17 protein-coding genes are annotated in these 20,810 nt (G+C 48.4%); 4 read left to right on the top strand and 13 right to left on the bottom strand.

The window, feature by feature from the left end; translation table 11 throughout:
• Positions 1 to 118: 118 nt before the first annotated feature.
• The 4 genes from FFM79_RS00570 to FFM79_RS00585 form a co-directional block, all read right to left on the bottom strand.
• Positions 119 to 1,288, bottom strand: coding sequence for a 5-(carboxyamino)imidazole ribonucleotide synthase (locus tag FFM79_RS00570; RefSeq protein WP_137641535.1), 1,170 nt, complete (start codon positions 1,286 to 1,288; stop codon positions 119 to 121).
• Positions 1,289 to 1,496: 208 nt separating this feature from the next.
• On the bottom strand, positions 1,497 to 2,045 hold the full coding sequence (locus FFM79_RS00575) for a DUF2179 domain-containing protein (protein WP_137641536.1): 549 nt from the start codon (positions 2,043 to 2,045) through the stop codon (positions 1,497 to 1,499).
• 25 nt (positions 2,046 to 2,070) lie between these two features.
• Positions 2,071 to 2,658 (bottom strand): xanthine phosphoribosyltransferase, encoded by a 588-nt coding sequence (locus tag FFM79_RS00580; RefSeq protein WP_137641537.1) that lies wholly within the window; start codon positions 2,656 to 2,658, stop codon positions 2,071 to 2,073.
• A gap of 25 nt (positions 2,659 to 2,683) precedes the next feature.
• Positions 2,684 to 3,316: a glycoside hydrolase family 73 protein gene (locus FFM79_RS00585; protein ID WP_137641538.1), complete on the bottom strand. Its 633-nt coding sequence runs from the start codon at positions 3,314 to 3,316 to the stop codon at positions 2,684 to 2,686.
• 239 nt (positions 3,317 to 3,555) lie between these two features.
• Here FFM79_RS00585 and FFM79_RS00590 point away from each other — a divergent pair, with 239 nt between their 5' ends.
• On the top strand, positions 3,556 to 4,530 hold the full coding sequence (locus FFM79_RS00590; RefSeq protein WP_137641539.1) for a Gfo/Idh/MocA family protein: 975 nt from the start codon (positions 3,556 to 3,558) through the stop codon (positions 4,528 to 4,530).
• 38 nt (positions 4,531 to 4,568) lie between these two features.
• On the opposite strand, the gene FFM79_RS00595 is transcribed toward FFM79_RS00590, so the two are convergent.
• Positions 4,569 to 5,483: a prenyltransferase gene (locus FFM79_RS00595; RefSeq protein WP_137641540.1), complete on the bottom strand. Its 915-nt coding sequence runs from the start codon at positions 5,481 to 5,483 to the stop codon at positions 4,569 to 4,571.
• A 139-nt stretch (positions 5,484 to 5,622) separates the two neighbouring features.
• Here FFM79_RS00595 and FFM79_RS00600 point away from each other — a divergent pair, with 139 nt between their 5' ends.
• The gene (locus FFM79_RS00600; RefSeq protein WP_137641541.1) at positions 5,623 to 6,600 is read left to right on the top strand and encodes a polyprenyl synthetase family protein; all 978 of its coding nucleotides are present in this window, start codon (positions 5,623 to 5,625) and stop codon (positions 6,598 to 6,600) included.
• Positions 6,601 to 6,913: 313 nt separating this feature from the next.
• Positions 6,914 to 8,674: a thiamine pyrophosphate-binding protein gene (locus FFM79_RS00605; protein WP_137641542.1), complete on the top strand. Its 1,761-nt coding sequence runs from the start codon at positions 6,914 to 6,916 to the stop codon at positions 8,672 to 8,674.
• A gap of 337 nt (positions 8,675 to 9,011) precedes the next feature.
• Here the strand turns inward: FFM79_RS00605 and cydC are convergent, their stop codons facing one another.
• The 4 genes from cydC to FFM79_RS00625 all read right to left on the bottom strand — a co-directional run bounded on the left by cydC (position 9,012) and on the right by FFM79_RS00625 (position 15,109).
• On the bottom strand, positions 9,012 to 10,760 hold the full coding sequence (gene cydC, locus FFM79_RS00610; RefSeq protein ID WP_137641543.1) for a thiol reductant ABC exporter subunit CydC: 1,749 nt from the start codon (positions 10,758 to 10,760) through the stop codon (positions 9,012 to 9,014).
• The gene (gene cydD, locus FFM79_RS00615) at positions 10,760 to 12,493 is read right to left on the bottom strand and encodes a thiol reductant ABC exporter subunit CydD (RefSeq protein WP_137641544.1); all 1,734 of its coding nucleotides are present in this window, start codon (positions 12,491 to 12,493) and stop codon (positions 10,760 to 10,762) included. Before cydD ends, cydC begins: the two co-directional genes overlap by 1 nt.
• Positions 12,494 to 12,681: 188 nt before the next feature.
• On the bottom strand, positions 12,682 to 13,677 hold the full coding sequence (gene cydB, locus FFM79_RS00620) for a cytochrome d ubiquinol oxidase subunit II (protein WP_137641545.1): 996 nt from the start codon (positions 13,675 to 13,677) through the stop codon (positions 12,682 to 12,684).
• Positions 13,670 to 15,109, bottom strand: coding sequence for a cytochrome ubiquinol oxidase subunit I (locus FFM79_RS00625; protein WP_137641546.1), 1,440 nt, complete (start codon positions 15,107 to 15,109; stop codon positions 13,670 to 13,672). The genes cydB and FFM79_RS00625 overlap by 8 nt, the downstream gene beginning before the upstream one ends.
• 516 nt (positions 15,110 to 15,625) lie before the next feature.
• Here FFM79_RS00625 and FFM79_RS00630 point away from each other — a divergent pair.
• Positions 15,626 to 15,802: a hypothetical protein gene (locus tag FFM79_RS00630; RefSeq protein ID WP_137641547.1), complete on the top strand. Its 177-nt coding sequence runs from the start codon at positions 15,626 to 15,628 to the stop codon at positions 15,800 to 15,802.
• Positions 15,803 to 15,853: 51 nt separating this feature from the next.
• Here the strand turns inward: FFM79_RS00630 and FFM79_RS00635 are convergent, their stop codons facing one another.
• The 4 genes from FFM79_RS00635 to FFM79_RS00650 all read right to left on the bottom strand — a co-directional run bounded on the left by FFM79_RS00635 (position 15,854) and on the right by FFM79_RS00650 (position 20,661).
• Positions 15,854 to 16,432, bottom strand: coding sequence for an ECF transporter S component (locus FFM79_RS00635; protein ID WP_137641548.1), 579 nt, complete (start codon positions 16,430 to 16,432; stop codon positions 15,854 to 15,856).
• A 109-nt stretch (positions 16,433 to 16,541) separates the two neighbouring features.
• Positions 16,542 to 17,969, bottom strand: a complete 1,428-nt coding sequence (locus FFM79_RS00640) for an amino acid permease (protein ID WP_137641549.1) — start codon at positions 17,967 to 17,969, stop codon at positions 16,542 to 16,544.
• Between the two features lie 215 nt (positions 17,970 to 18,184).
• Positions 18,185 to 19,192, bottom strand: coding sequence for a dTDP-glucose 4,6-dehydratase (gene rfbB, locus FFM79_RS00645; protein WP_137641550.1), 1,008 nt, complete (start codon positions 19,190 to 19,192; stop codon positions 18,185 to 18,187).
• Between the two features lie 113 nt (positions 19,193 to 19,305).
• Positions 19,306 to 20,661 (bottom strand): lipopolysaccharide biosynthesis protein, encoded by a 1,356-nt coding sequence (locus tag FFM79_RS00650; RefSeq protein ID WP_371852190.1) that lies wholly within the window; start codon positions 20,659 to 20,661, stop codon positions 19,306 to 19,308.
• Positions 20,662 to 20,810: the final 149 nt, after the last annotated feature.

Genomic DNA, 20,810 nt, shown 5'->3' on the forward strand with positions numbered 1-20,810 from the left:
CCAACCGGTTACACCCGCTGCTGGCGGCAATCTCAGCACCAATTGTCCAGTGTCCTTAATTACCCAGAAACATTAAAATCCCGATTACCCGCAATCGGGATAATCAGGATTTTGATAGTTAGTCATCCGCTGCTGACTCATCGGTCGCGGGTGCACCGTTAAAATGCCAAATATTAGTATCGTCAATTTGGTCTAAGGCTTCCTTCACACTCGCCGCCTCCACTAACACGTGACCGGCAACCGGTACGTGGTCCGCTTGTAAGCGGGTGTGGTGGTAGAAGTTAAAGAACCAGTTCGTTTTAATTTGCCACTGGGTCCGGATACCACTTTCCTGAGCGGGCGTAAAGTAAACCGCCACAACCGGCATTAATTGCTTAACTGGCATCAAAGGCAGGCCCGCAATCGCCCGCAAGTGTTGCTCGGCCATACTGATGTTAGTCGCCCGCTCAAAGACGTAACCGGCCGCGTGCATCGTTGGCACGATTCGCTTGACGTAGAGGTTACCGCTCTTCGTAAGGAAGAAGGCGACTTCCAAGATTCCCGTATACGATAAGTTATCACTAATCTGTTTCGTAATCCGCTTCATTTCATCGTTAACCGCTTGATCAACCTGGGCGGGCACGATTGATGCAAGTAACTGGTGCTGGCGGTAACGGTTTTCAACGGTGGGGAAGAATTCCGTACTGGTGGCACTCTTAGCTACGAAAACCGACAGTTCCTTTTCGTATGGAATTAGCGATTCCAGTAAGTAAGTTCCCCAATCGAGCAAATCAGCCGCCTTAACGATATCCGACTGGGTCTTGATTTCCAGCTGCCGGTTTTGGCCGAGGCCCTTTTGGATGGGCTTCAAAATGCTAGGATAACCAATCGAACCAATGGCTTGGTAAACGTCGTCCAAACTGACAATGGTCGCGGACGGCGCGACGTTCAAGTTTAACTGACTAAAAAACGCCCGTTCTAATGACCGGTCCTGCGTAATTTCTAAGGCTTCTGCGCCTTGAGGTACCTTGGTATGGGCGGCTAAAAAGTTGATCACCGTCGCGTCGACCGTTTCCGACTCGTAAGTGACCATATCACACCGTTCCGCAAAACCTTGTAGCCGGTGTTGGTCATTCAGGGCGCCGACAACGCGAAAATCCGCTAATTCCATGGTCTCGGTATTTTCATTATCACCGTAAACGCCGACGTTAATGCCGGCATTGCGCGCGGCAATCACCAATCCAGCCCCATTGGTACTACTCCCAATAATACCAAGTGTATCTCCTGGGTTTAAAATCGAGTTGTCCACTTCAGTCCCTACTTTCCTGTTACTTTTCAATTACTACCGGTGGGTCGCTACCCGACCGGTTCAGCGTACGACGACCGTGTTGAATTGAAACGAAGCGCAATTGCCCTGGCGGTTAAAAGTGCGCTTAACCGCAACCCCCGTCAATGCTCCGTCTCAGTCCGCGTTCTGTTAATTATCATACTTGCTGCGTGCTATGCTGGCAAGCCCATCACGACTTTTTTCGGAGGGCGTTGCGCCGCTTGACGCGTTTTAACCAGAAGCCACCAGAAATGTAGCGGGGCTCGTACGCAATCACGAACGCGTTTGGTGCCGTTTCTTTAATGAGGGTGTATAACCGCCGCTCACTCTTCCGGGGAGCCAAAATATCGAGTTGTAGCCGTTCCCCATCCAAACCATAAGCAATGTGTTGGGTCACCCCAAAGCCGTTTTCGCGCAGAATGCCCGGCATCGGTGACTTCGGGTCCGGCAAAATAACGGCAATCATCGTGTAGCCGAGCGCGAGTTTATCTTCAATCACCATCCCGACGTACACCCCAACCCCGTAGCCAAGTGCGTAAAAGACCAGGTTGATGGGGTTATCCAGCCGATTTAATACCAGCGATAACCCTAACACGTAGATCGTAATTTCAAAGACACTCGCAATCGCGGCAAAGTACCGGTAACCGCGCATGACGAGTAGAAACCGTAACGTGTTCAACGTAATGTAGACAAAGTTGATTACAAAGATGAGCCCTAACATCCCGACATCGATTTGCATGGTTATTCCCCCCGCTTAATTGACGCTAGTCCGTTGTTTTTTCCGATGCAAAGTGCACCCGGTCGCCTTCAAACGACGTAATTTGTGCTAAGGATTCCAACCGCACCCCGCGGTCTTCAACCAGTTGATGGCCCGTTTGAAAGACTTTTTCAATCACGATACCGACTCCGGCTACCGTTGCTTGCGCCTGGTCACAAATTTCAAATAAGCCCTGCACCGCTTGACCGTTGGCTAAAAAGTCATCGATCAGTAAGACGTGGTCGGTTGCGCTTAAGAATTTTTTCGCAATGGAAATGTGGTTCGACGTTTTCTTCGTGTAAGAGTACACTTCGGCGGTATAGAGGTCGTCAATCAACGTAACTGACTTGTGCTTACGCGCAAAGACCACCGGCACGTGCATCGCCAACCCCGCCATGACTGCTGGAGCAATTCCAGACGATTCAACGGTCAAAATCTTCGTGACGCCGGCATCCTGAAACTTGTGGGCAAAGGCCGTCCCAATTTGAAACATCAAGTCTGGATCCACCTGATGATTCAAAAAGCGGTCCACTTTTAAGACCTCACCGGGCAAAACCCGGCCATCCTTTAAAATTCGTTCTTCTAATTCGCGCATAGTAGCCTCCAATAATCTAATATTCCTAATACTTACTATCATACCGTTGTAAGTCGTATTTTTGAATGATATTAATTAACTTTTGTGCATAACTGGGATCCGTGGCGTAGCCCGCCTTTTGCAGGGCCTGCGCCGCCGTCTGGTAGTCACTGGCTTGCGTCACTTCGGCGTACTGCTGCGGATTCCAAGTCGTTCCGTTTGCCAACGTTTTGGCGTGCTCGAGTAGCGAAGCGTCCCAACTATCATAAACGCGAAAACGTCGTTTAACCGTATGGTAATCGCCATCATAATATTCTTGGGTGGTCATCAGTCGACCCGCTTGAGTGCCCGCCGCCTTTACACCGAATAAGTTATTATTTTCGGTCGCGTTGGTACTCTGGCCCCAATCCGATTCTAAAATCGCCTGGCTGATCGTAATGCTCGGCAAAACGTGGTATTGGCCTTGCAGGTTTTGCGCTTCCGTCGCAATTTTTTTAATAAAGGTCGTGTGACTTGATGACGTGGTGGTCGTTTGCGGCTGGTCATTCCAACCGTGCGCCACGAACCAGCCCAGCCCACCAATCAGCGCCACAAGCATCAGTAAATTTAGCCACTGAACGCGCCCCCGCCGAATTAAGAAGCCGGTTTGTCGCCGGCGCCGCCGCTTTTTAGCCGCCATGCTATCCCTCGCATTTCATCCATTAATAATCCTATTCTACCGATTAATTCCGTAAATTAAAACGAAACCCACGCTCAATTTGATTAATTTTTTACTAAAGTCGTCGTTACACCGCTCACTGAACAATCAGCCGGCCAATGTAATCAATCGCTTACAAAATGATTGGCTTCAACTATTAATTCGGTATAATAGACTTAAACTGCGCGGAAGCGCAAACCTGAAAGGGGCCTGATGTTTTTATGACCAAATCATTCCACTGGGCGATTGTGGGACTGGGTAACATTGCCCACAGCTTCGTCAAATACTTTAACCAACCGGACGGTGAGATTTACGCCGTTTGCTCCCGCTCGCAAGCGAAGGCCGACCGCTTTGCTGCCGAGCACCACATTCCAAAGGCTTATGGTCAACTAAGCGCTTTGCTAGCTGATCCCGAAGTCGACATCGTGTACGTGGCCACACCGCATAACTACCACATCGACACAATCTTACCCGCGTTACGGGCGGGCAAACACGTCTTCTGTGAAAAGGCCATCACGATGGATAGCGCTCAACTCGAAACGGCTAAACAATTGGCCGCCGCTAACGGACTGGTGCTGGCCGAAGCCATGACCATCTACCACATGCCGTTATACGCCAAACTGCATACTCTGGCTGAACAACGCCAACTGGGCCCGCTCAAAATGGTCCAAGCCAGCTTTGGTAGCTTTAAGGACCCCGACCCTACGAACCGTTTCTTCAATCCAGAACTTGCGGGTGGCGCACTCCTCGACATCGGCGTCTACGCCCTCGCCTTCGTGCAAGAGTTCTTGACCGCCGAACCATTTCTGACCGGTACGACCATGCACCGGTTTAAGACCGGCGTTGACGAATCGTCCACCCTAACGTTACGGACCGCGCACGACGAGCTCGCCACCGTCGCCCTGACCTTCCGAGCCAAAATGCCGAAACAGGGAATCGTTGCCTTCGAAAACGGCTATTTCACGATTAACGACTACACCCGTCCCGATAGCGCCACTTTAACGAATGCGCAGGGTGAAACCGAATTAATCCACGCGGGCGACGCGCACAACGCGATGAACTATGAAATTAAAGCGATGCAACAAATGGTTGCGGGGCAACTCCCCAACACGAGTCTTGCTAAAACAACGGCGGTGATGGCCATCATGACCGCCGCCAGAACACAGTGGGACTACCGTTACCCGTTTGAAAAATAGCTTGAACCGCGCCCCTGCCAGCGTTTGAACTTGAGGCATTAATGCCAAATCAGACCAAGGCCCATGAACAGCACGAATGACAGACATAGTAGCGTTGCGTTTTTAATCGCTAAAATAAAGGTCTCCCGTTTAACCTGCTTTGCCAAAAATAGCCGGGTATTGTGCCAGACCGGAATGATACTGATTAGGGTCAGTAAACTGAACAACGGTAAAACGCCCCGCCAAACCGCTAGCAGTAGGCAAACGTAGCCGAACACGTAATTCAGTGCAAATACTCGCAACATCGTCGGCTTACCAAAATAAGACACGATGGTGTGGCGCCCGAGGGCCACGTCTTCTTCCTGGTCACAAATATTATTCGCCAGCATAATGTTAGCAATCGCAAAAATTGCAATTCCAGACGCCAGTAAGACGTTCAACGTACCGCGCCACGTTAGCGCAACTTGATCATAAGTATTGATGTAGACGGCAATCCAAAAAATCATAAAGCCCATCGTAAAGCCGGAGAAAAATTCACCCAGGGGACCGGTTGAAATGGGCTTGGGACCGCCAGCGTAAAAGTAGCCGACCGCGTACGAATAGAGCCCCATCCAGAGCAGTGGCCAGCCGGTTCGGCTCACGAGCCACAGTCCCAGGATCAATGATAGGCCACCCAGACCAAAGGTAATCACCCGCGCTTGGCGAATTGAAATTTGATTTACGCCGACCACGTTGGTCACCTCTAAAAACTCCTGATTATCAGCGTTGCGCGGCGCGTGGAGGTAGTCCTGATAATTATCATTCGCGTTGGTCGCCATGTGAAACAGTGACGACGCAATGAAGAAACCGATCAGATACCCGAGGTGGAGTTGGTGGTAATTATAAACCGCGTACAAACTCCCTAATACGAAGGGTAAAACACTAGCAATTAACGACTTAATTTCAACAAATTCGAGAAAGACTTTGGCTTTCAAGAAAGTTAACCTCCTTTTGTTTGACAAACTTTTGAGTTATTTGTAATTTTAAATTAAATTGTATTTTAGCGCGCTACGAACTGCAAGGGTTGACACCCATTTCATGGTCCGCGCTAAAAGTTACGGGGGAAGTTTTGTGATGATACAATCCATTTGGCAACCAAATCAAACCGTGCAGGCCCAGTTAGCGGCCTTAAAGCCCTACTTGGCGCAGCACGTTCAAATCGATAACGTCGCGATCAACACCCGCGTCCACGAGCTACTCGCCGCCGGGGGCAAATTTTTGCGACCCGGGTTTTTCTACCTGTTCAGTCAGTTTGGCCGTGATCAGGATGCCACCCGACTACGCGCGGGCGCCGCGGCGATGGAAATGCTCCACGTCGCGACCCTAATTCACGACGACGTCATTGATCAAGCCCCCGAACGTCGCCACGTCCCGACGATTCACCAGGACTACGGGCAACGCAACGCGATCTACGCCGGCGACCTCCTGTTCACCTGTTACTTTGACCAGGTGATCTTAGCGGCTAAAACGCCGGCGGACATCCAAGTCAACGTCGCCGCGATGCGCACGATCTTACAAGGTGAGCTTGACCAGATGGCCCATAACTTCCACCCAGAAACGAGCGTTGCCGATTACGTCCGGGTTGCTCAGGGAAAAACGGCCCGGTTATTCAGTTTAAGCTGCGAGCAAGGCGCTAACCTGGCGGACGCCCCCACCGCCGTGATTGCGCTCGCACGCCAAATTGGCGAGCGGCTCGGCGTCGCCTATCAAGTTCTTGACGACATCCTCGATTTTACTGGTAACGAGCACCGCACCCACAAACCAGTATTAGCGGACTTAAAGGACGGCGTTTACTCCTTACCACTCATTTACGCGCTCCACGCTCAACCGCAGTTAGCTGAGCAACTGCCAATGCCGGGTGAGTCCAGCACTACGGCGCAACTTCGGCAAATTCGCGACCAGGTCGTGGCCGCCGGGGGCGTCGATCAGGCTCAACGCTTTGCCAATGATTACACCCAGCAAGCATTGGCGCTAATCGACCAGCTGCCCGCGGGCGACACCCAACGGGCCCTTCACGACCTCGTTTGCAGTTTACTGGGCCGCGACCATTAAAATAGATTAATCAGTGAGAGTGTGCCAAAAGTCGGTGAGCTGGTGAGCATTAACGGCGTCAGGCGAATAATCCTGGGCTTGGATTGTTTGATTGACGGGGTTAAGCGGAGCTAGCTGACTTTTGGCGCACGTTTCGGCTATTAAGATTCGGCGAGACACAAGCGGCTGTGACTAATGTTACAGCCGCTTTTTATTTCGCTTACAAAAAGTAAGCCTTATTGCTTGAAGTTTGAACTGAAAGCGCTTTATAATAACCGTGTTAATTAATTCGGATAGTTAATCAACTACCCAGAACTGAAAGGACGCGATTCAAATGACAAAAATGATTGCAGGCCAAGCATTAGTCAAAGTGTTAGAGGCGTGGGGGGTTGACCATCTGTACGGGATTCCGGGTGGTTCCATCAACCACACCGTGGAGGGACTATACCTGGAAAAAGAACGGATGACCTATATCCAAGTGCGCCACGAAGAAGTCGGCGCCTTAGCAGCTACGGCCGATGCTAAGTTTAACGGTACGATTGGAGTCTCGTTTGGTTCGGCAGGTCCGGGCGCAACCCACCTTTTCAACGGCCTTTACGATGCCAAAATGGATCACGTCCCAGTTCTCGCCTTAGTTGGTCAAGTGCCCCAGCCAACTATGAATACCAACTACTTTCAGGAAATGGACGAAACACCGATGTTTGGTGACGTAGCCGTCTTTAATCGAACCGTAACGACCGCGGCACAACTGCCATACGTTGTTAACCAAGCCATTCGCGAAGCCTACGAAAAAAAGGGTCCGGCAGTCGTCATTATTCCAGAAGATTTATCAGCACAGACCATTGATTATGAACCGGTCAAAACACCGAACACCGTCGCCAATACCTTTACGCAAACCGTCGACCCCCAAGCAATTCAGGACACCTTGCAACTACTCAAAGCTGCTAAACATCCACTCGTTTATGCTGGCCGGGGGTTATTAGGTGCCCGCGCCGAATTAGTCAAATTCAGTGAGACCTTCAACGTTCCAGTCATGAATACCGTTCCCGCAACTGGTATCATGCCGACCAACCACCCCAATGCCATCGGAACGTTCGGCCGGCTCGGATCCAAATCCGGATTTGAGGCGCTTCAACACGCCGACCTAATTTTCTTTCTGGGTTCTGAATTTCCGTTCGCCGGCTTCTGGCCAAAAAACGTTAAGATTATCCAAGTCAACGACCGACCTTACGATATCGGTAAAATGGTTCCAATCGACTACGCCGTCATCAGCGACGCCAAGGCCTACTTAAAAGACATGGTCGCAACTGGCGACAGCCTTCCTGCGACCAACTGGCTCAAGGCGAACCAAACCAATAAGCAAAACTGGGATGCTTGGTTAGCTGAACGTGCCGCCGACGATCACGATGGGCTTGCGCCTGAAGCCGTGATGGCCAAAGTTGCTAGCATGGTCGGTCCCAAAGACACTTACGGGGTCGACACCGGCAACGTCACTGAATGGGCGGTCCGGGGACTGCCGTTAGACCATGAGCAAAAGTTTGCGTTGTCGGGGCTTTTCGCCACGATGGGCTTTGGCTTACCAGCCGGCTTAGCTGGTGCACTCAGTGTTCCCGATGCCCAAGCCTGGTCATTCTCCGGTGACGGCGGGTTCGCAATGGTCGCGCCTGACATCATCACCGAAGCCCGCTACGAGCTCCCAGTGATTAACGTCGTCTTCAGTAACCGCCGCTTCGGCTTTATTTACCGCGAACAAGTCGACACCCAGCAGCACCTCTACGGCGTCGACCTAACCGACGCCGACTGGGCTAAGGTCGCCGAAGGTCTCGGTGGCATTGGCTTTACCGTGAAAAATAATCAAGACGTCGACACGGTCTTCGACCAAATCAAGCAACTCCAAGCAAACGGCAATAAGCGGCCCATCGTTGTCAACGCCGTCATCAAACAAGACGACCCGATTGGGACCGCCTTCATGCCGCTTGATCCAAAGCTTTACGGCCAAGAAGCGGTTGACACCTATGCCAAGGCCAACCACATCGACGTTCAAAAACAACCGTCCCTCGGAGAACTACTTCGGGCGACAGGCGACCAACTTTAAACTAAAATCAATTTAAAAGAAACGGTCACTGCCTAAATTCTCAGGTAGTGACCGTTTTTTGGCTCTATATTAATTAGTATCAGGATTACCGCCAGCAGCAAGGATAACCAATCGGCCGAAACATTGCGGGCGTCTGCGCTGGCTACGCGCCTTTCCTGCCTGATAACCGAAACGTGTTCGGCCGAGATGACACCTGCGCTTGCTATCCCATTTTTCCTGCCTTATAGCCGAAACGTGTTCGGCCCGACTGGTATCTGCGCTTGCTACGCTAAGCCGCCGTCGCATAACCCACGACAACGGCTTAGCTAGGCAATGCTCAATACCAACCCGTCGGCCCTCACACTCCTTCCTGCCCCCTATCCAACTCATACAACCTTCTAAACCTTGCCTCCCGCCGATAAAGCTCTTCCGGCGTTCCCGCCATATCAAACTGGCCATCCTCCAAAAAGCGAACCTGATCTACATGATCAATTCCCGCCAAATGGTGCGTGACCCACAAAATCGTCTTATCCTGTAACACCTCAAATACCGTGTCCAACAACTTCGACTCCGTTATCGGATCCAAACTCACCGTCGGCTCATCCAAAATAATAATCGGCGCATCCTGCAACAAAATCCGCGCCAAGGCTAAACGCTGCCGCTCCCCACCCGAGAAACGACTACCGCCTTCCTCAACGACCGTTTCATAACCATCCGGCAAACTCTGAATCAACGGCTCTAACGCCACCGCCTTTAACGCTGCCCGCACCTCTGCGTCACTCGCGTCTTCATTACCCATCCGGACATTATTCATAATCGTCGTATTAAATAGGTATGGCTGCTGATCCAAAACACCAAATAACTGGGCGCGTTCATTCTGCAACCGTGCAATCGGCACATCGTTTAGCTGAACCGCACCCGCATCCGGCGTTAAATCACCTAAAATCAGCCTCAGCAACGTACTCTTTCCAGTCCCGGAAGGGCCCAGTAACGCTAACTTTTCGCCCGCGGTTAAAGTCAAATTTAACCCGTGGAAAATGGGCCGCTGCGTTTGCGGGTACGCATAGTTCAAGTCCGCAACCCGTAAAAGCGCAAACGGTTCGGTTAGTTTGGTCTGATCATGGTCGTCAATGGGCGCCGTATCCAATGCGTTAACCCGTTTAATGGAACGCTGATAACTCGGCCACTCACTAACCCCCTGACTGACACTCTGCATCGCGTCAACTAACGGAAAGACCGACAAGACGAACGCTGCGATCCAGTTTGCGCTTGCTTGGTTCGTTGTCCAATAAAAGCTACTCCAAACAAGGAGTGCTAGACAAATCACGCCAAAAATGAGTTGAATCGTAAAGTCGCGCCACCATTGAAACCGGTGGTCTTGCCGCCGCAACGCCGCAATTTCACTGATTGGCTTAGTCTGCCGGTCATAAAAATCTTGTTGGCGGCCCGAAATCAACCAGTCGCCCAGCCCCATCACCGCGTCCGTTAGCTGGGTGTAAAAGCCCTGCTGAATTTGCCGACCCCGCGATTCGCGCGCACCGTTGATCAAAACGGACCACAACGGCATCACAATCACGACCAGCCCCAGTAACAGTAGCATTAACAACCCAAACCACCAGGTGAAATACCCAAGCGCAAGCACAATTAACACGTACATCGTCCACGCAATCACCGTTGGAAACACGGTCCGTAAGTACAGGTTTTCAATGTGATCAATATCATCGGCCAGCAAGCTGAGCACGTCCCCGGTTTGAAAATTCTGACGAATTGCGACCGCGTGCTTAGAAACGGCTTGATACAGTTTCTTGCGGAAATCAGAAACGATCCGCAAGACCCAGTTATGGCTCGTAATTCGCTCCGCATAACGAAACGCAGGTCGACCAATCCCAAACGCCCGCGTCAAAACGACCGGTACGTAAATCATCAGAATATTATACGGGTGCCGAGCCGCCTTGCTAATTAAGTAACCGGAATTAAACATTAGCGCTGAGCCACAGAAAAAGGTCATCAACCCTAAGAAAAGGGTCAACGCTAATAGCTTTTTATATTTACGGAGGTACGGCATCACCCAAGTATCGTGTTTAAACGTTGCTAAAAAGTCTTTCATTAAATTGCACCACCCATCTCTTGGCGAAGACGTACGTAAGCCCCGTTATGTTGCGCCAACTCAGCCGGCGTTCCCTGCTCAACGATTTGACCATGGTCAAGCACCAGCACGTAATCCATCTGGTTAATCCAGTGAAGCCGGTGGGTTGCAAAGAAGACCAGGTGCTGATCCAGAACTGGTAAAATCGTCTGCTTTAAAGCCGCTTCGGTCTCGATATCCAAGTGCGCGGTCGGTTCATCAAATAGTAAAATCTTGCGCCGGTCATCTAAAAAGGCCCGTGCTAAAGCAATTCGTTGGGCCTGACCGCCGCTAACGCCACGGGCCCCCTCACCGATTTTGGTCTCTAAACCAGCTGGTAACGTCTTAATCCACGCCGTCAGCCCAGCTTTATCGGCTGCACGGCCAATGGCACTAATCCCGGCCGCTGGTTGGTAAAACGCAATGTTTTCCGCCAACGTCGCGTGAAATAGGTACGGGTGTTGGGGAATGTAAAAGAAACTTTGTTGCCAAGCTTGTTGACTCAGATGCGTGACCGGCTGGCCGTTCACGCTAATCGTGCCGTGCCCCGGCATGGGCGTTAAAAAACCACCTAATAAATTAATTAATGTCGATTTACCAGAACCGGACGCCCCAATAATTCCAATCCGCTGAAAGCCGGTTGCGGTTAAATTGATTTTTTTCAACGCTGGTTGGGCCCCGTCATAGCTAAAGTCGACCGCTTGTAAACTTAAGGAACTGTTCGCCGTCCAATTCAACGGTTGCGTGCCAAGCTGTTGACGCTCAGTAGCAACCGGGAGCGCTAACATCTTTTGCACGGCGGCAAAGGCATTTTTGCCGTTTAGCGTCGCGTGATAGTCACTGGCGAACTGCCGGAGCGGTAAAAAGTAGTCCGGCGCTAGCACCAAAATAATCAGGGCAGGCAATAAGCTGATCGTTCCGTCAATTAAACCGAAGCCGAGAAAAACGGCAACAACCGCAATCGAAAGCGTGGTGAAAAAATCAAGTGCAAAGGTCGACAGCATCGCAATTTTAATGACGGCCAGCGTTTGCTTCCGGTAGCCCTCGCTGACTTGATAGACGTTGTTCGCGTATTGGCGACTCAACCCCAATTGCTTTAACGTCGGTAACCCCCGCAGGGTATCCACAAAATGGTTCGACATCCGCTGATAACCAACGTACTGGCGGTCAGCCTTGGCCTGAGCGGCGTAGCCCAGAATAATCATAAAAATAATAATCAATGGAAAAATAGCTAGTAAAAAGAGCGCCTCACGCCACCGAATAATAGCGATGAAAATTAAGATTACCCACGGAATCACTAGCATGTCGATCACTTTAATCACAACCAGCATTAAGTAGGTCTGAACCTTATCGATTCCTTCAAGGGCGGTTGTGACCACGTTCCCGGTCCCGGTCTTTGCAACGTAACTGGGGCCCAGTTGGTAAAGTTTTTGCATCACCCGCCGACGAAGATCGCCAGTCGTGCGTTCTACAAACGGATACATCAAATGATTTTTCCCAACGACGAGTAACTGTCGGGCGGACCACGCCAGTGCAAACCAGAGCATTGGTTGAACAATCGTAGCTAGCCCATGTAGGTGCCACAACCCGACAATCGCCACGGATAGTGCGGTGGCTTGGCCAATAATACACAGGCCCTCAATAACTGCTAAAAGACTGAGAATGACCGTTAAACGGCGCATTCCCGGTAATTTAAATAGTGCTGGATCAAACATTTTCAAGCCCCCTCACACTAAAATAGGTTCTGTCCCAATTGGTGCTGATATGCCGCCAGCAGACCAACACCATATATCATAGAACCCTAAAATAAAGGCCGCGACTTAGCACCCGGCTAAGTCACGACCTAACGCGTACGCTTAGGTTAATTGTACCACCGTACGCAATTAATTCGTGTCAAAATGATTTATGACGCTAACCGCTTATAGAAGACCCAGTAACTCCAAATAAAGTAGATCAACATAATTGGTAGCACCGTTAAAGAAATTACCGTCATTAAGTGAAGCGTGTACGGTGAGTTCGAAGCATCTTTAATCAAAATGCTGTTAGCAGCGTTGTTAGCCACCATCACCCGCGGAAACAGCCCGTTGAAGAGGAGCACAACCACGTCAATCAAGGATAGACCGCTACTAATGAACGATAACCATTCGTGCTTGCCGTAAACCCCGTAAGTTGCTAAAGCCGTTAAAACGACCAGGGCAACGACTAAAATCAAGGTCGAAATAGGCTTTTTCGCAAAGAAATCGGTGTTGAAATACAGCAGGATGGCAAACACAACTTCCCCCGCAAACAGAACCCAGTAAAGCGGTTTTGCCCATTGCTGGGCCCGTTCCCGCAGATTACCAGTCGTCTTTAAGCGGATAAAGTTTAACCCGTGCAAGTAACACAACAGCGTAACGGCAACCCCACCAACTAACGAGAACAAGTTAACGTAGTCGGTGAAGTGGGCCGTCATATTACCGTTGGCGTCGATGGGCATCCCCTTAACGAGGGCGGTAAACATCATCCCAAAGAGAAACGCGGCACAACCGCTCCCAATCGCTGCGGCCCATTCCCAGAAGTTTCGGCCGGCTTCGCTTTCCATCCGGCTCCGAAATTCAAACGAGACGCCCCGCATGATTAACGCCACCAAAATTAGCAATAAGACGAGATAAAAACCAGAAAACAACGAAGCGTACCACATTGGAAACGAGGCGAACATCGCCCCACCAGCGGTAATCAGCCATACTTCGTTTGCGTCCCAGTGTGGCCCAATCGTATGAATGACCACGTCCCGTTCTGCCCGCGTCTGCGCGAGACTTTTAATTGTCATTCCGACCCCGAAGTCAAACCCTTCGAGGAAGAAGAAGCCACTAAATAGGACGCCGACTAAAATAAACCAAAGAAATTGTAGGTTACTCATGACTAAACGCCCCCTTACCGTATGGATCGTACGGTGCGTCATCCGCCGCTTGGAGTAAGTCGTCCGGCCCGTGGTGCAAGACACGCCGTGACAGAACGATCATTACGATTCCCAAGCCACTGAATAGGCAGAAGTACACAATGTTCGACGTGAGTAGTGACGCAACACTGACGTTTGGTGACACCGCGTCAGCAATCGTCAGTAAGCCGTAAACTACCCACGGGTAACGGCCGAGTTCGGTGATGAACCAGCCAGCCGTGTTGGCAGCAAATGGTAAGAACGTGCAAATTCCCAGAACCCACAGGAACCAGCGTTGCCGTTCAATCAAATCGGACTTGGCCCGGTTAAAGAACAGGCCCACGATCGCAATTAGGGCGAATAACCCTCCTGAGAACGCCATGACCCGGAAACTCCAGAATAAGGTTTTGGCCGGAACGTAGTAGTTCATGTCCTTACCAAACTTCTTATCATACTTGGCGTGAAGTTCCTTATTGATCGTATTCTGGCCCTTAACGTTCCCTTCCAATTTGTGATAACTCAAAATATCCAAAACGTACGGAATTTCAACCGACCACTTGCTCTTATGATTCTTGGCATCAATACCCTCGATAATTGCCCAGGATGCTGGTGAACCTGAATCTTCGTATAAGCCTTCGGTTGCCGCAAACTTCATCGGTTGTTCTTTAATGAGGTAACGGGTTTGGACGTCTCCCATACCGACGACGCCAATTGTCGCTACTAAGCCCACAATCAGGCCAATCTTCATGGATTTCCGGTAAAACTGCACGTTCTTCTTTTTCAGCATACCAAAAGCCGCCATGCCGGCAACGACGAACGCCCCGGTCACAAAGGCTCCAAATAAAACGTGCGGTAATTCGTACCAAAGCTGAGGATTCTTAATAACGGCCGCAAAGCTCGTCATTTCAGCCCGCCCAGTCTTAGCATTTAATACGAAGCCGACCGGATTCTGCATAAAACTATTGGCCGCTAAAATCCACATCGCTGAAATCATTGTCCCAATTGATGTTAGCCAAATAAAGGCGCAGTGCAGGCCAGGTTTAAAGCGGTCCCAACCAAACATCCATAACCCAATAAACGTGGATTCCATAAAGAACGCAACTAGGGCTTCAATCGCCAGTGGTGCGCCAAAAATGTCACCCATAAATCGTGAATAATCAGACCAATTCATCCCAAATTGAAATTCTTGAATGATCCCCGTTACGACTCCGACCGCAAAACTAAGCAAGAAAATGCGGCCCCAAAATTGTGCCATGTGTTTATAGAGCACGTCTTTTTTGACGACGTAAACGGTTTCCATGATTGCAACAACGAGCGCTAACCCAATTGATAATGGCACGAAGAAGAAATGAAACACGGTCGTCATCGCAAACTGAAAACGTGCAAGGGATAAGATACTTAACCCGAGATTCATAGTGGTCCCCCCTTTTCTTAATCTGTTAATTTTCATGAAAGTAAGCGGAAACATTCACTTCCCTTTAATCATAGCAAGCGATAAGTGAAATTTCAATCAATCTCAACTTTTAATCCCCAAATAATCAACACCACTAATTGTCATATCAAGCGATTAATCATCTTGCTGGTTCGTTAATTCAGTTGTAATTGATTCTCATCCCCAGGAAAAAGTTATTAATAACCGCAACCCTCAAAGATTTTATAAACGACTAATGACGCGTTAGCCCTAGCTTACGGCTCTATTTTCATTATTCCTTGAATGTAGATTTAGCACCTCGGCCAGTACTAATTACTAATAAAGACAAATGTGAATACTTATTATTAAAAATTAACAAATTTTTTCACTACTAATTTGTTAACGCCGGCTAAAGGTTGGCTTGACTTAAAAACTGCCATAGCCGGCCCCACCGCTTTGATTGCGTCTAGTTCACAAGCGTGTTACATTGACGATATGTTTCAAGGAAGGGGTATCGCTATGGAAATTGGAACGCGCGTTCAATTTACGCTCGAGGGTCAGACTTTTCAGGGGACCATCGCCAAAAGTTATACTAACTCATATTTAATTACGTTTGAGGCTCAAGATCCAGCTATGGTTGATAAATACCATAACAAAGTCATTATTAGCCAAAAACAGGTCCAAGCAGTTGACTAACTACTAATAAAATCAGGGTTCCGGGCGGATGGCCTGGAACCCTGATTTTATTTAACGTTTAAATTTCAATAACGGTCGACCAATGAGCGGTGCTAGAATCCCGGCTAAAATCGCTTCGGGAATCCCATTGGTTGCGACAATCGTCAATAAATAAGGCATTAGTTGGCTTAAATCGACTTGATAGAAGCCAGCAGCCTGATGACTGTATAAGCTGCCAATTAGCCCTAACACCAACACGGTGTTGGTTAACGCGCCGGCTACTCCTGCCAGGGTCAACCCCCAGGTCGGGTGCGTTTCACGGAATTTTTTAAAAATAAGTCCGGCCACGACCCCAATTAAAATGCGGGGAAGGACTGACACTAACGGATTCGTAAATACGAGCGGGGCCAGCGGGCTCGTTGGTGCAATAAAGGCGCGCACCCAGTCGATCACGCCCCAAATACCACCAATCAGGGCCCCGTCTTTTGGTCCAAGTACGACGGCCGCTACAATGACGGTAATGTGAATGGTGGTGATGCTCAGGCCTGGTAGCGGAATGTAGCCAAAAAACGGGACAACGTTTTGGACAATGATAATCGCAATCAAAACGGCTAATACGCTAATATGGTACGCATTCGTTCGTCGTAACAAGGTCCCTTCCTCACTTTCTCTCATAATACTGATGCGTTTAATTATAGCATTTGTTTTTTTCAGAAACTAGTTAAAAACGAGCCCGCGTTGGCGGACTCGTTGCTTTAACTTATGATTCAGATTCATGCTCCCGTAAACCGGCGCGTAACCGTGAGTGTCGGTAACTATATAGGAAGTAAATGACAATCCCGATGGCCGTCCAAATTACAAACATGTGCCACGTAAAGATCTGTAAATTGATCATCAAATACAAGCACGCCAGAAACGATATAACTGGAAGAACCGGGTAAAACGGTACTTTAAACGAACTATTAATTTGCTGAAGCGTTTCGTGCTTCCGCAGAAAAATCACACCAATTGAAACCATTGCAAAGGCAAATAGCGTCCCAATGTTAACTAGCTCGGCAATTTTATCTAGCGGAATCACCGCGGCAAAAACGGAGGCAATAATCCCGAAGATCCAGGTACTTTTAACCGGCACCTTGGTATGTGGGTTAAGGGTCCGGAAGGCTTTAGGCAACAGGCCGTCCCGACTAATCGCAAATAACAAGCGGGTGCCCCCGTACAGCATCACGATTAAAACGGTGGTCATCCCGACAACCGCCCCCAGGGAAACAATCCCAGCGGCCCAGTTTTGATTGATTACGCCAAGCGCGTAGGCCACCGGATCGCCAACATTCAGCTTCGTATAGTGGACAACCCCGACTAAGACGGCAGCCATTGCCACGTATAAGATTGAAGCAACAATCAACGACCCAATAATCCCAATTGGCATGTCGTGCTTCGGATTTTTAACTTCTTCCGAGGCCGTCGAGACCGCGTCAAAGCCAATATAGGCGTAAAATGCCAATGAGGCGCCCTTGAATAGTCCGTGCACCCCGTGTGGTAAGAACGGGTGGAAGTTGGCCGGTCGAACGAAAAAGATGGCAACCCCGATAAAGAGCACGATTACGGCGATTTTTACAATTACCATGATCGAGTTAACCTGCGTGGATTCCTGAACCCCACCAACCAAAAGTAACGAAATGGCTAAAACAACGATAAACGCAATCAGGTTAAAGCCGGCGTGCGGCGCACCAGCCGTCCCAGCTGCAGCGGACAGAAAGGCCGGCAATTGAATGCCGAAACCGCTGAGCAAATTTTGGAAGTACGATGACCAACTGACGGCCACCGACGACACCGCAAATAAATATTCTGAGATTAAAGACCAACCGAGAATCCAGGCCATGAATTCACCAAAAACGGTATAAACGTACGTATACGCACTCCCAGCAAGTGGAATCGTGGACGAGAACTCGGCGTAGCAAAGGGCAGCTAACGAACAAACCACGGCAGCAATCACAAAGGATAGCATGGCAGCCGGGCCGGCGTACTTGGCGGCAATGATTCCGGGTGTAATAAAGATCCCAGAACCGACAATCGCGCCGACACCCATCATGGTCAGGCTAAACGCGTTCAACGATTTAGCAAGCCCGCTCTTATTAAAATTAGCTGGGTTAACTGGCTTTTTAAGCAGTAACCGCCGCGATTCTTTCATTAATGAAGTGCCTCCTAATCAAATTCTTAATAATGCAACGAGTTTCATTGTATTAATTATCGTCGAAAGTGTCAAGCTAAACCACCAATAATCCGGCACAAATCCGTTAAGGAATGCGTTTTCAGCAATTTCCGTCATCAAATAACGCGGTTCAGACTGGGAGCACCTGAACCGCGTTATTTTTAATTATTAAGGGTTTTCTAATTAACTAGTGCTTACTGCCCGTGTTTTGCATAGCCATCCTCGACAGTCTGTTTAACCGGTTGCCACCAGGATTGATTCGTCCGATACCAGTCAATCGTTGCCGCTAAGCCTTGTCGAAAATCGGTATACTGGGGTCGCCAGCCCAGTTCGGTTCTTAATTTGGTGGCGTCAATTGCATAGCGTCGATCATGACCAGGTCGGTCACGAACCAAATCGTAAGCCGATGCTGGTTGCCCCATTATTGTCAAAATCTGTTCCAAGACGGCCTGATTCGTTTGCTCGCCGTCCGCGCCAATCAAGTAGGTTTCACCAATTCGCCCACGGGTTAGAATTGCCCAAACCGCCGTTGAATGGTCAGCCGTCTGAATCCAGTCGCGAACGTTTTGACCGTTACCATATAGCTTTGGCCGAATACCACTAATAATATTTGTAATTTGGCGTGGGATAAACTTTTCCACGTATTGGTAAGGACCATAATTGTTGGAACAGTTCGAAATCGTAGCTTGCAGCCCAAACGAACGCACCCAAGCACGAACAAGCATATCACTACTTGCTTTTGAAGCCGCATACGGGCTTGATGGTTGGTAGCGACTATCTGGTTTAAACTTTTCAGCCGAATCATCCGCCAATGGTAGATCGCCATAAACTTCATCCGTCGACACGTGGTGAAAACGTTTATGATACTTAGCAGCCGCTTGAATTAATGTATACGTCCCAATAATGTTAGTTTGCATAAACGGCCACGGATCAATCAAGGCACGGTCATTATGGCTTTCAGCCGCAAAATGTACGATTGCATCCGTCTGCTGAACCAACCGATCAACCAACGGTCCATCGCAGATATCACCCACGATCAAAGTCACCTGCGAACCGAGTACGTCCGCTAAATTAGCACGGTTTCCCGCATAAGTTAGTTTGTCTAGGACCGTAACGTTAACGTCTGGATGTTGCTGAACGACGTACCGAACAAAGTTGGCACCAATGAAGCCAGCGCCACCGGTTACCAGTAGTTGTTGCATGTGAATCGCCTACCCTTTTAATAAAAGTACCTGAAAAGATGTCCGACCTATGTCTTCTTAAATCATATACAAGTAATTCCAGCATTCATTTCCCTGACAAAAATTATAATTGTTTACTCTTCTGATGTTCGAGTATGCAATAATTGTTTAAACGTCAATATTAACCATTCACGTTTTAACATTATAATCCCACATAGAATAAATACAAAAACGTATCGTAGCACTAAACTATTATACGTACTTAAAAACACGAAGCCTAACCCCAAAAATAGCAACGTTATTCGCAATAATATTTTCCCCGTAAAGGGTTGTTCACTCAATTTTTCCTGACAAATCCTATTCATTAAGATATAGTGGAAAACTGCATATAATACATAACATACTAATGTAATATATCCAGCAACGTAGTACCCTAATATCGGAATCAAAAGAAAATTAAGAATTACATTCAAGACAGCTCCAACTGTACTTGCAACCATGATTAAGGTCGTCTTCTCATAAAAAAGTTCAAATTTTGCAAATAAATCATAAACAAAAATAAAATACACACTCATCGCCACGGGTGGAATAATCCACTTCGCATCATAGTATTCCTTCGGTGCAAAAACAGCCACTGCTTCTGGTGCAAACGCGATCAATAGAATATTCACCATTGCAATTAAGATTAACGAGCCATATGCAACTCCTGTAATATCACTAATTTTTTGATCCTTAATTTTTTGATAGATCCACGGACTCAACGTCTGCGTTAAAGCTGCGTTAAATAGGACCATTACTTGTGCTAATGAATACGCCAGGCTATAAATTCCTGCGCTTTCGTCGCCTACCATTCTTCCAATCATAATCCGATCCGCACTACTTAATACAATTTGCGACAAATAATGAGGTACCAGCGGCAAATTAAATAAAAGTGCATGTCGCCAAAAGCGTTTAGAGTAAAAAATCTTTCCACGGTACATCTGTACAATAAAAAGCCCCGTGTAGCATACTAACTCTACTAATACTAAACTCAAAATTCGTGCAGTTACCTTATCATCAGCGTTAAGAACAAATATTATTCCAATGATTGGCTTTGCAAATGATACGAGTAACGTTATACATACTAGCACTTTATACTTTAATAGGACCCGCTGTTCACCCGCCCAAAAATTAAAAACTGAAGAACTCCAAATCATAATCAGCATTGCTAACATTTGAACAGTTGTCAATGAGAATAGTTGATTCCAAAACTCGTGCGATGCTAGGTATATGATTGTCCAACATGCGACCAATACTAAGGTAAGCCCCTGCAAAGATGATGTGTAACTATCCCTTTCCTTATCAAACTTAATCAGCGCTTGCGTGTACACGCCATAAAAAAGATTTAAAGACACAAAAATGGTTACAATGCTTAGCCAAGAATTAAAGACATTATATTGGCCAAACTCTCCCGTCGAAAGCAGCCTAGTAAAAATTGGAGTTGTGATCATTGAGACACCCTTTTGCAAAAAAGAGCACACTACAAACCATATAGAGGCCTTTATTTGGGTAGGTAATAGTCGGTAGCGGACCGCTACATTACTTAACATACTGTCATCCTTTCAAGCAGAGCATCTTATCCATAAAACTTACCTTGATT

Source organism: Lactiplantibacillus modestisalitolerans, assembly GCF_005405425.1.
Taxonomy (GTDB): Bacteria; Bacillota; Bacilli; order Lactobacillales; family Lactobacillaceae; genus Lactiplantibacillus; species Lactiplantibacillus modestisalitolerans.

What these genes read in the sequence shown, in the direction of transcription:
- FFM79_RS00600 (WP_137641541.1), top strand. Translation starts at nt 5,623, where the DNA reads ATGATACAATCCATTTGGCAACCAAATCAAACCGTGCAGGCCCAGTTA.
- cydC (WP_137641543.1), bottom strand. Translation starts at nt 10,760, where the DNA reads ATGAAAGACTTTTTAGCAACGTTTAAACACGATACTTGGGTGATGCCG.
- FFM79_RS00630 (WP_137641547.1), top strand. Translation starts at nt 15,626, where the DNA reads ATGGAAATTGGAACGCGCGTTCAATTTACGCTCGAGGGTCAGACTTTT.
- FFM79_RS00575 (WP_137641536.1), bottom strand. Translation starts at nt 2,045, where the DNA reads ATGCAAATCGATGTCGGGATGTTAGGGCTCATCTTTGTAATCAACTTT.
- FFM79_RS00585 (WP_137641538.1), bottom strand. Translation starts at nt 3,316, where the DNA reads ATGGCGGCTAAAAAGCGGCGGCGCCGGCGACAAACCGGCTTCTTAATT.
- cydD (WP_137641544.1), bottom strand. Translation starts at nt 12,493, where the DNA reads ATGTTTGATCCAGCACTATTTAAATTACCGGGAATGCGCCGTTTAACG.
- FFM79_RS00640 (WP_137641549.1), bottom strand. Translation starts at nt 17,969, where the DNA reads ATGAAAGAATCGCGGCGGTTACTGCTTAAAAAGCCAGTTAACCCAGCT.
- FFM79_RS00590 (WP_137641539.1), top strand. Translation starts at nt 3,556, where the DNA reads ATGACCAAATCATTCCACTGGGCGATTGTGGGACTGGGTAACATTGCC.
- cydB (WP_137641545.1), bottom strand. Translation starts at nt 13,677, where the DNA reads ATGAGTAACCTACAATTTCTTTGGTTTATTTTAGTCGGCGTCCTATTT.
- FFM79_RS00605 (WP_137641542.1), top strand. Translation starts at nt 6,914, where the DNA reads ATGACAAAAATGATTGCAGGCCAAGCATTAGTCAAAGTGTTAGAGGCG.
- FFM79_RS00650 (WP_371852190.1), bottom strand. Translation starts at nt 20,661, where the DNA reads ATGATCACAACTCCAATTTTTACTAGGCTGCTTTCGACGGGAGAGTTT.
- rfbB (WP_137641550.1), bottom strand. Translation starts at nt 19,192, where the DNA reads ATGCAACAACTACTGGTAACCGGTGGCGCTGGCTTCATTGGTGCCAAC.
- FFM79_RS00580 (WP_137641537.1), bottom strand. Translation starts at nt 2,658, where the DNA reads ATGCGCGAATTAGAAGAACGAATTTTAAAGGATGGCCGGGTTTTGCCC.
- FFM79_RS00625 (WP_137641546.1), bottom strand. Translation starts at nt 15,109, where the DNA reads ATGAATCTCGGGTTAAGTATCTTATCCCTTGCACGTTTTCAGTTTGCG.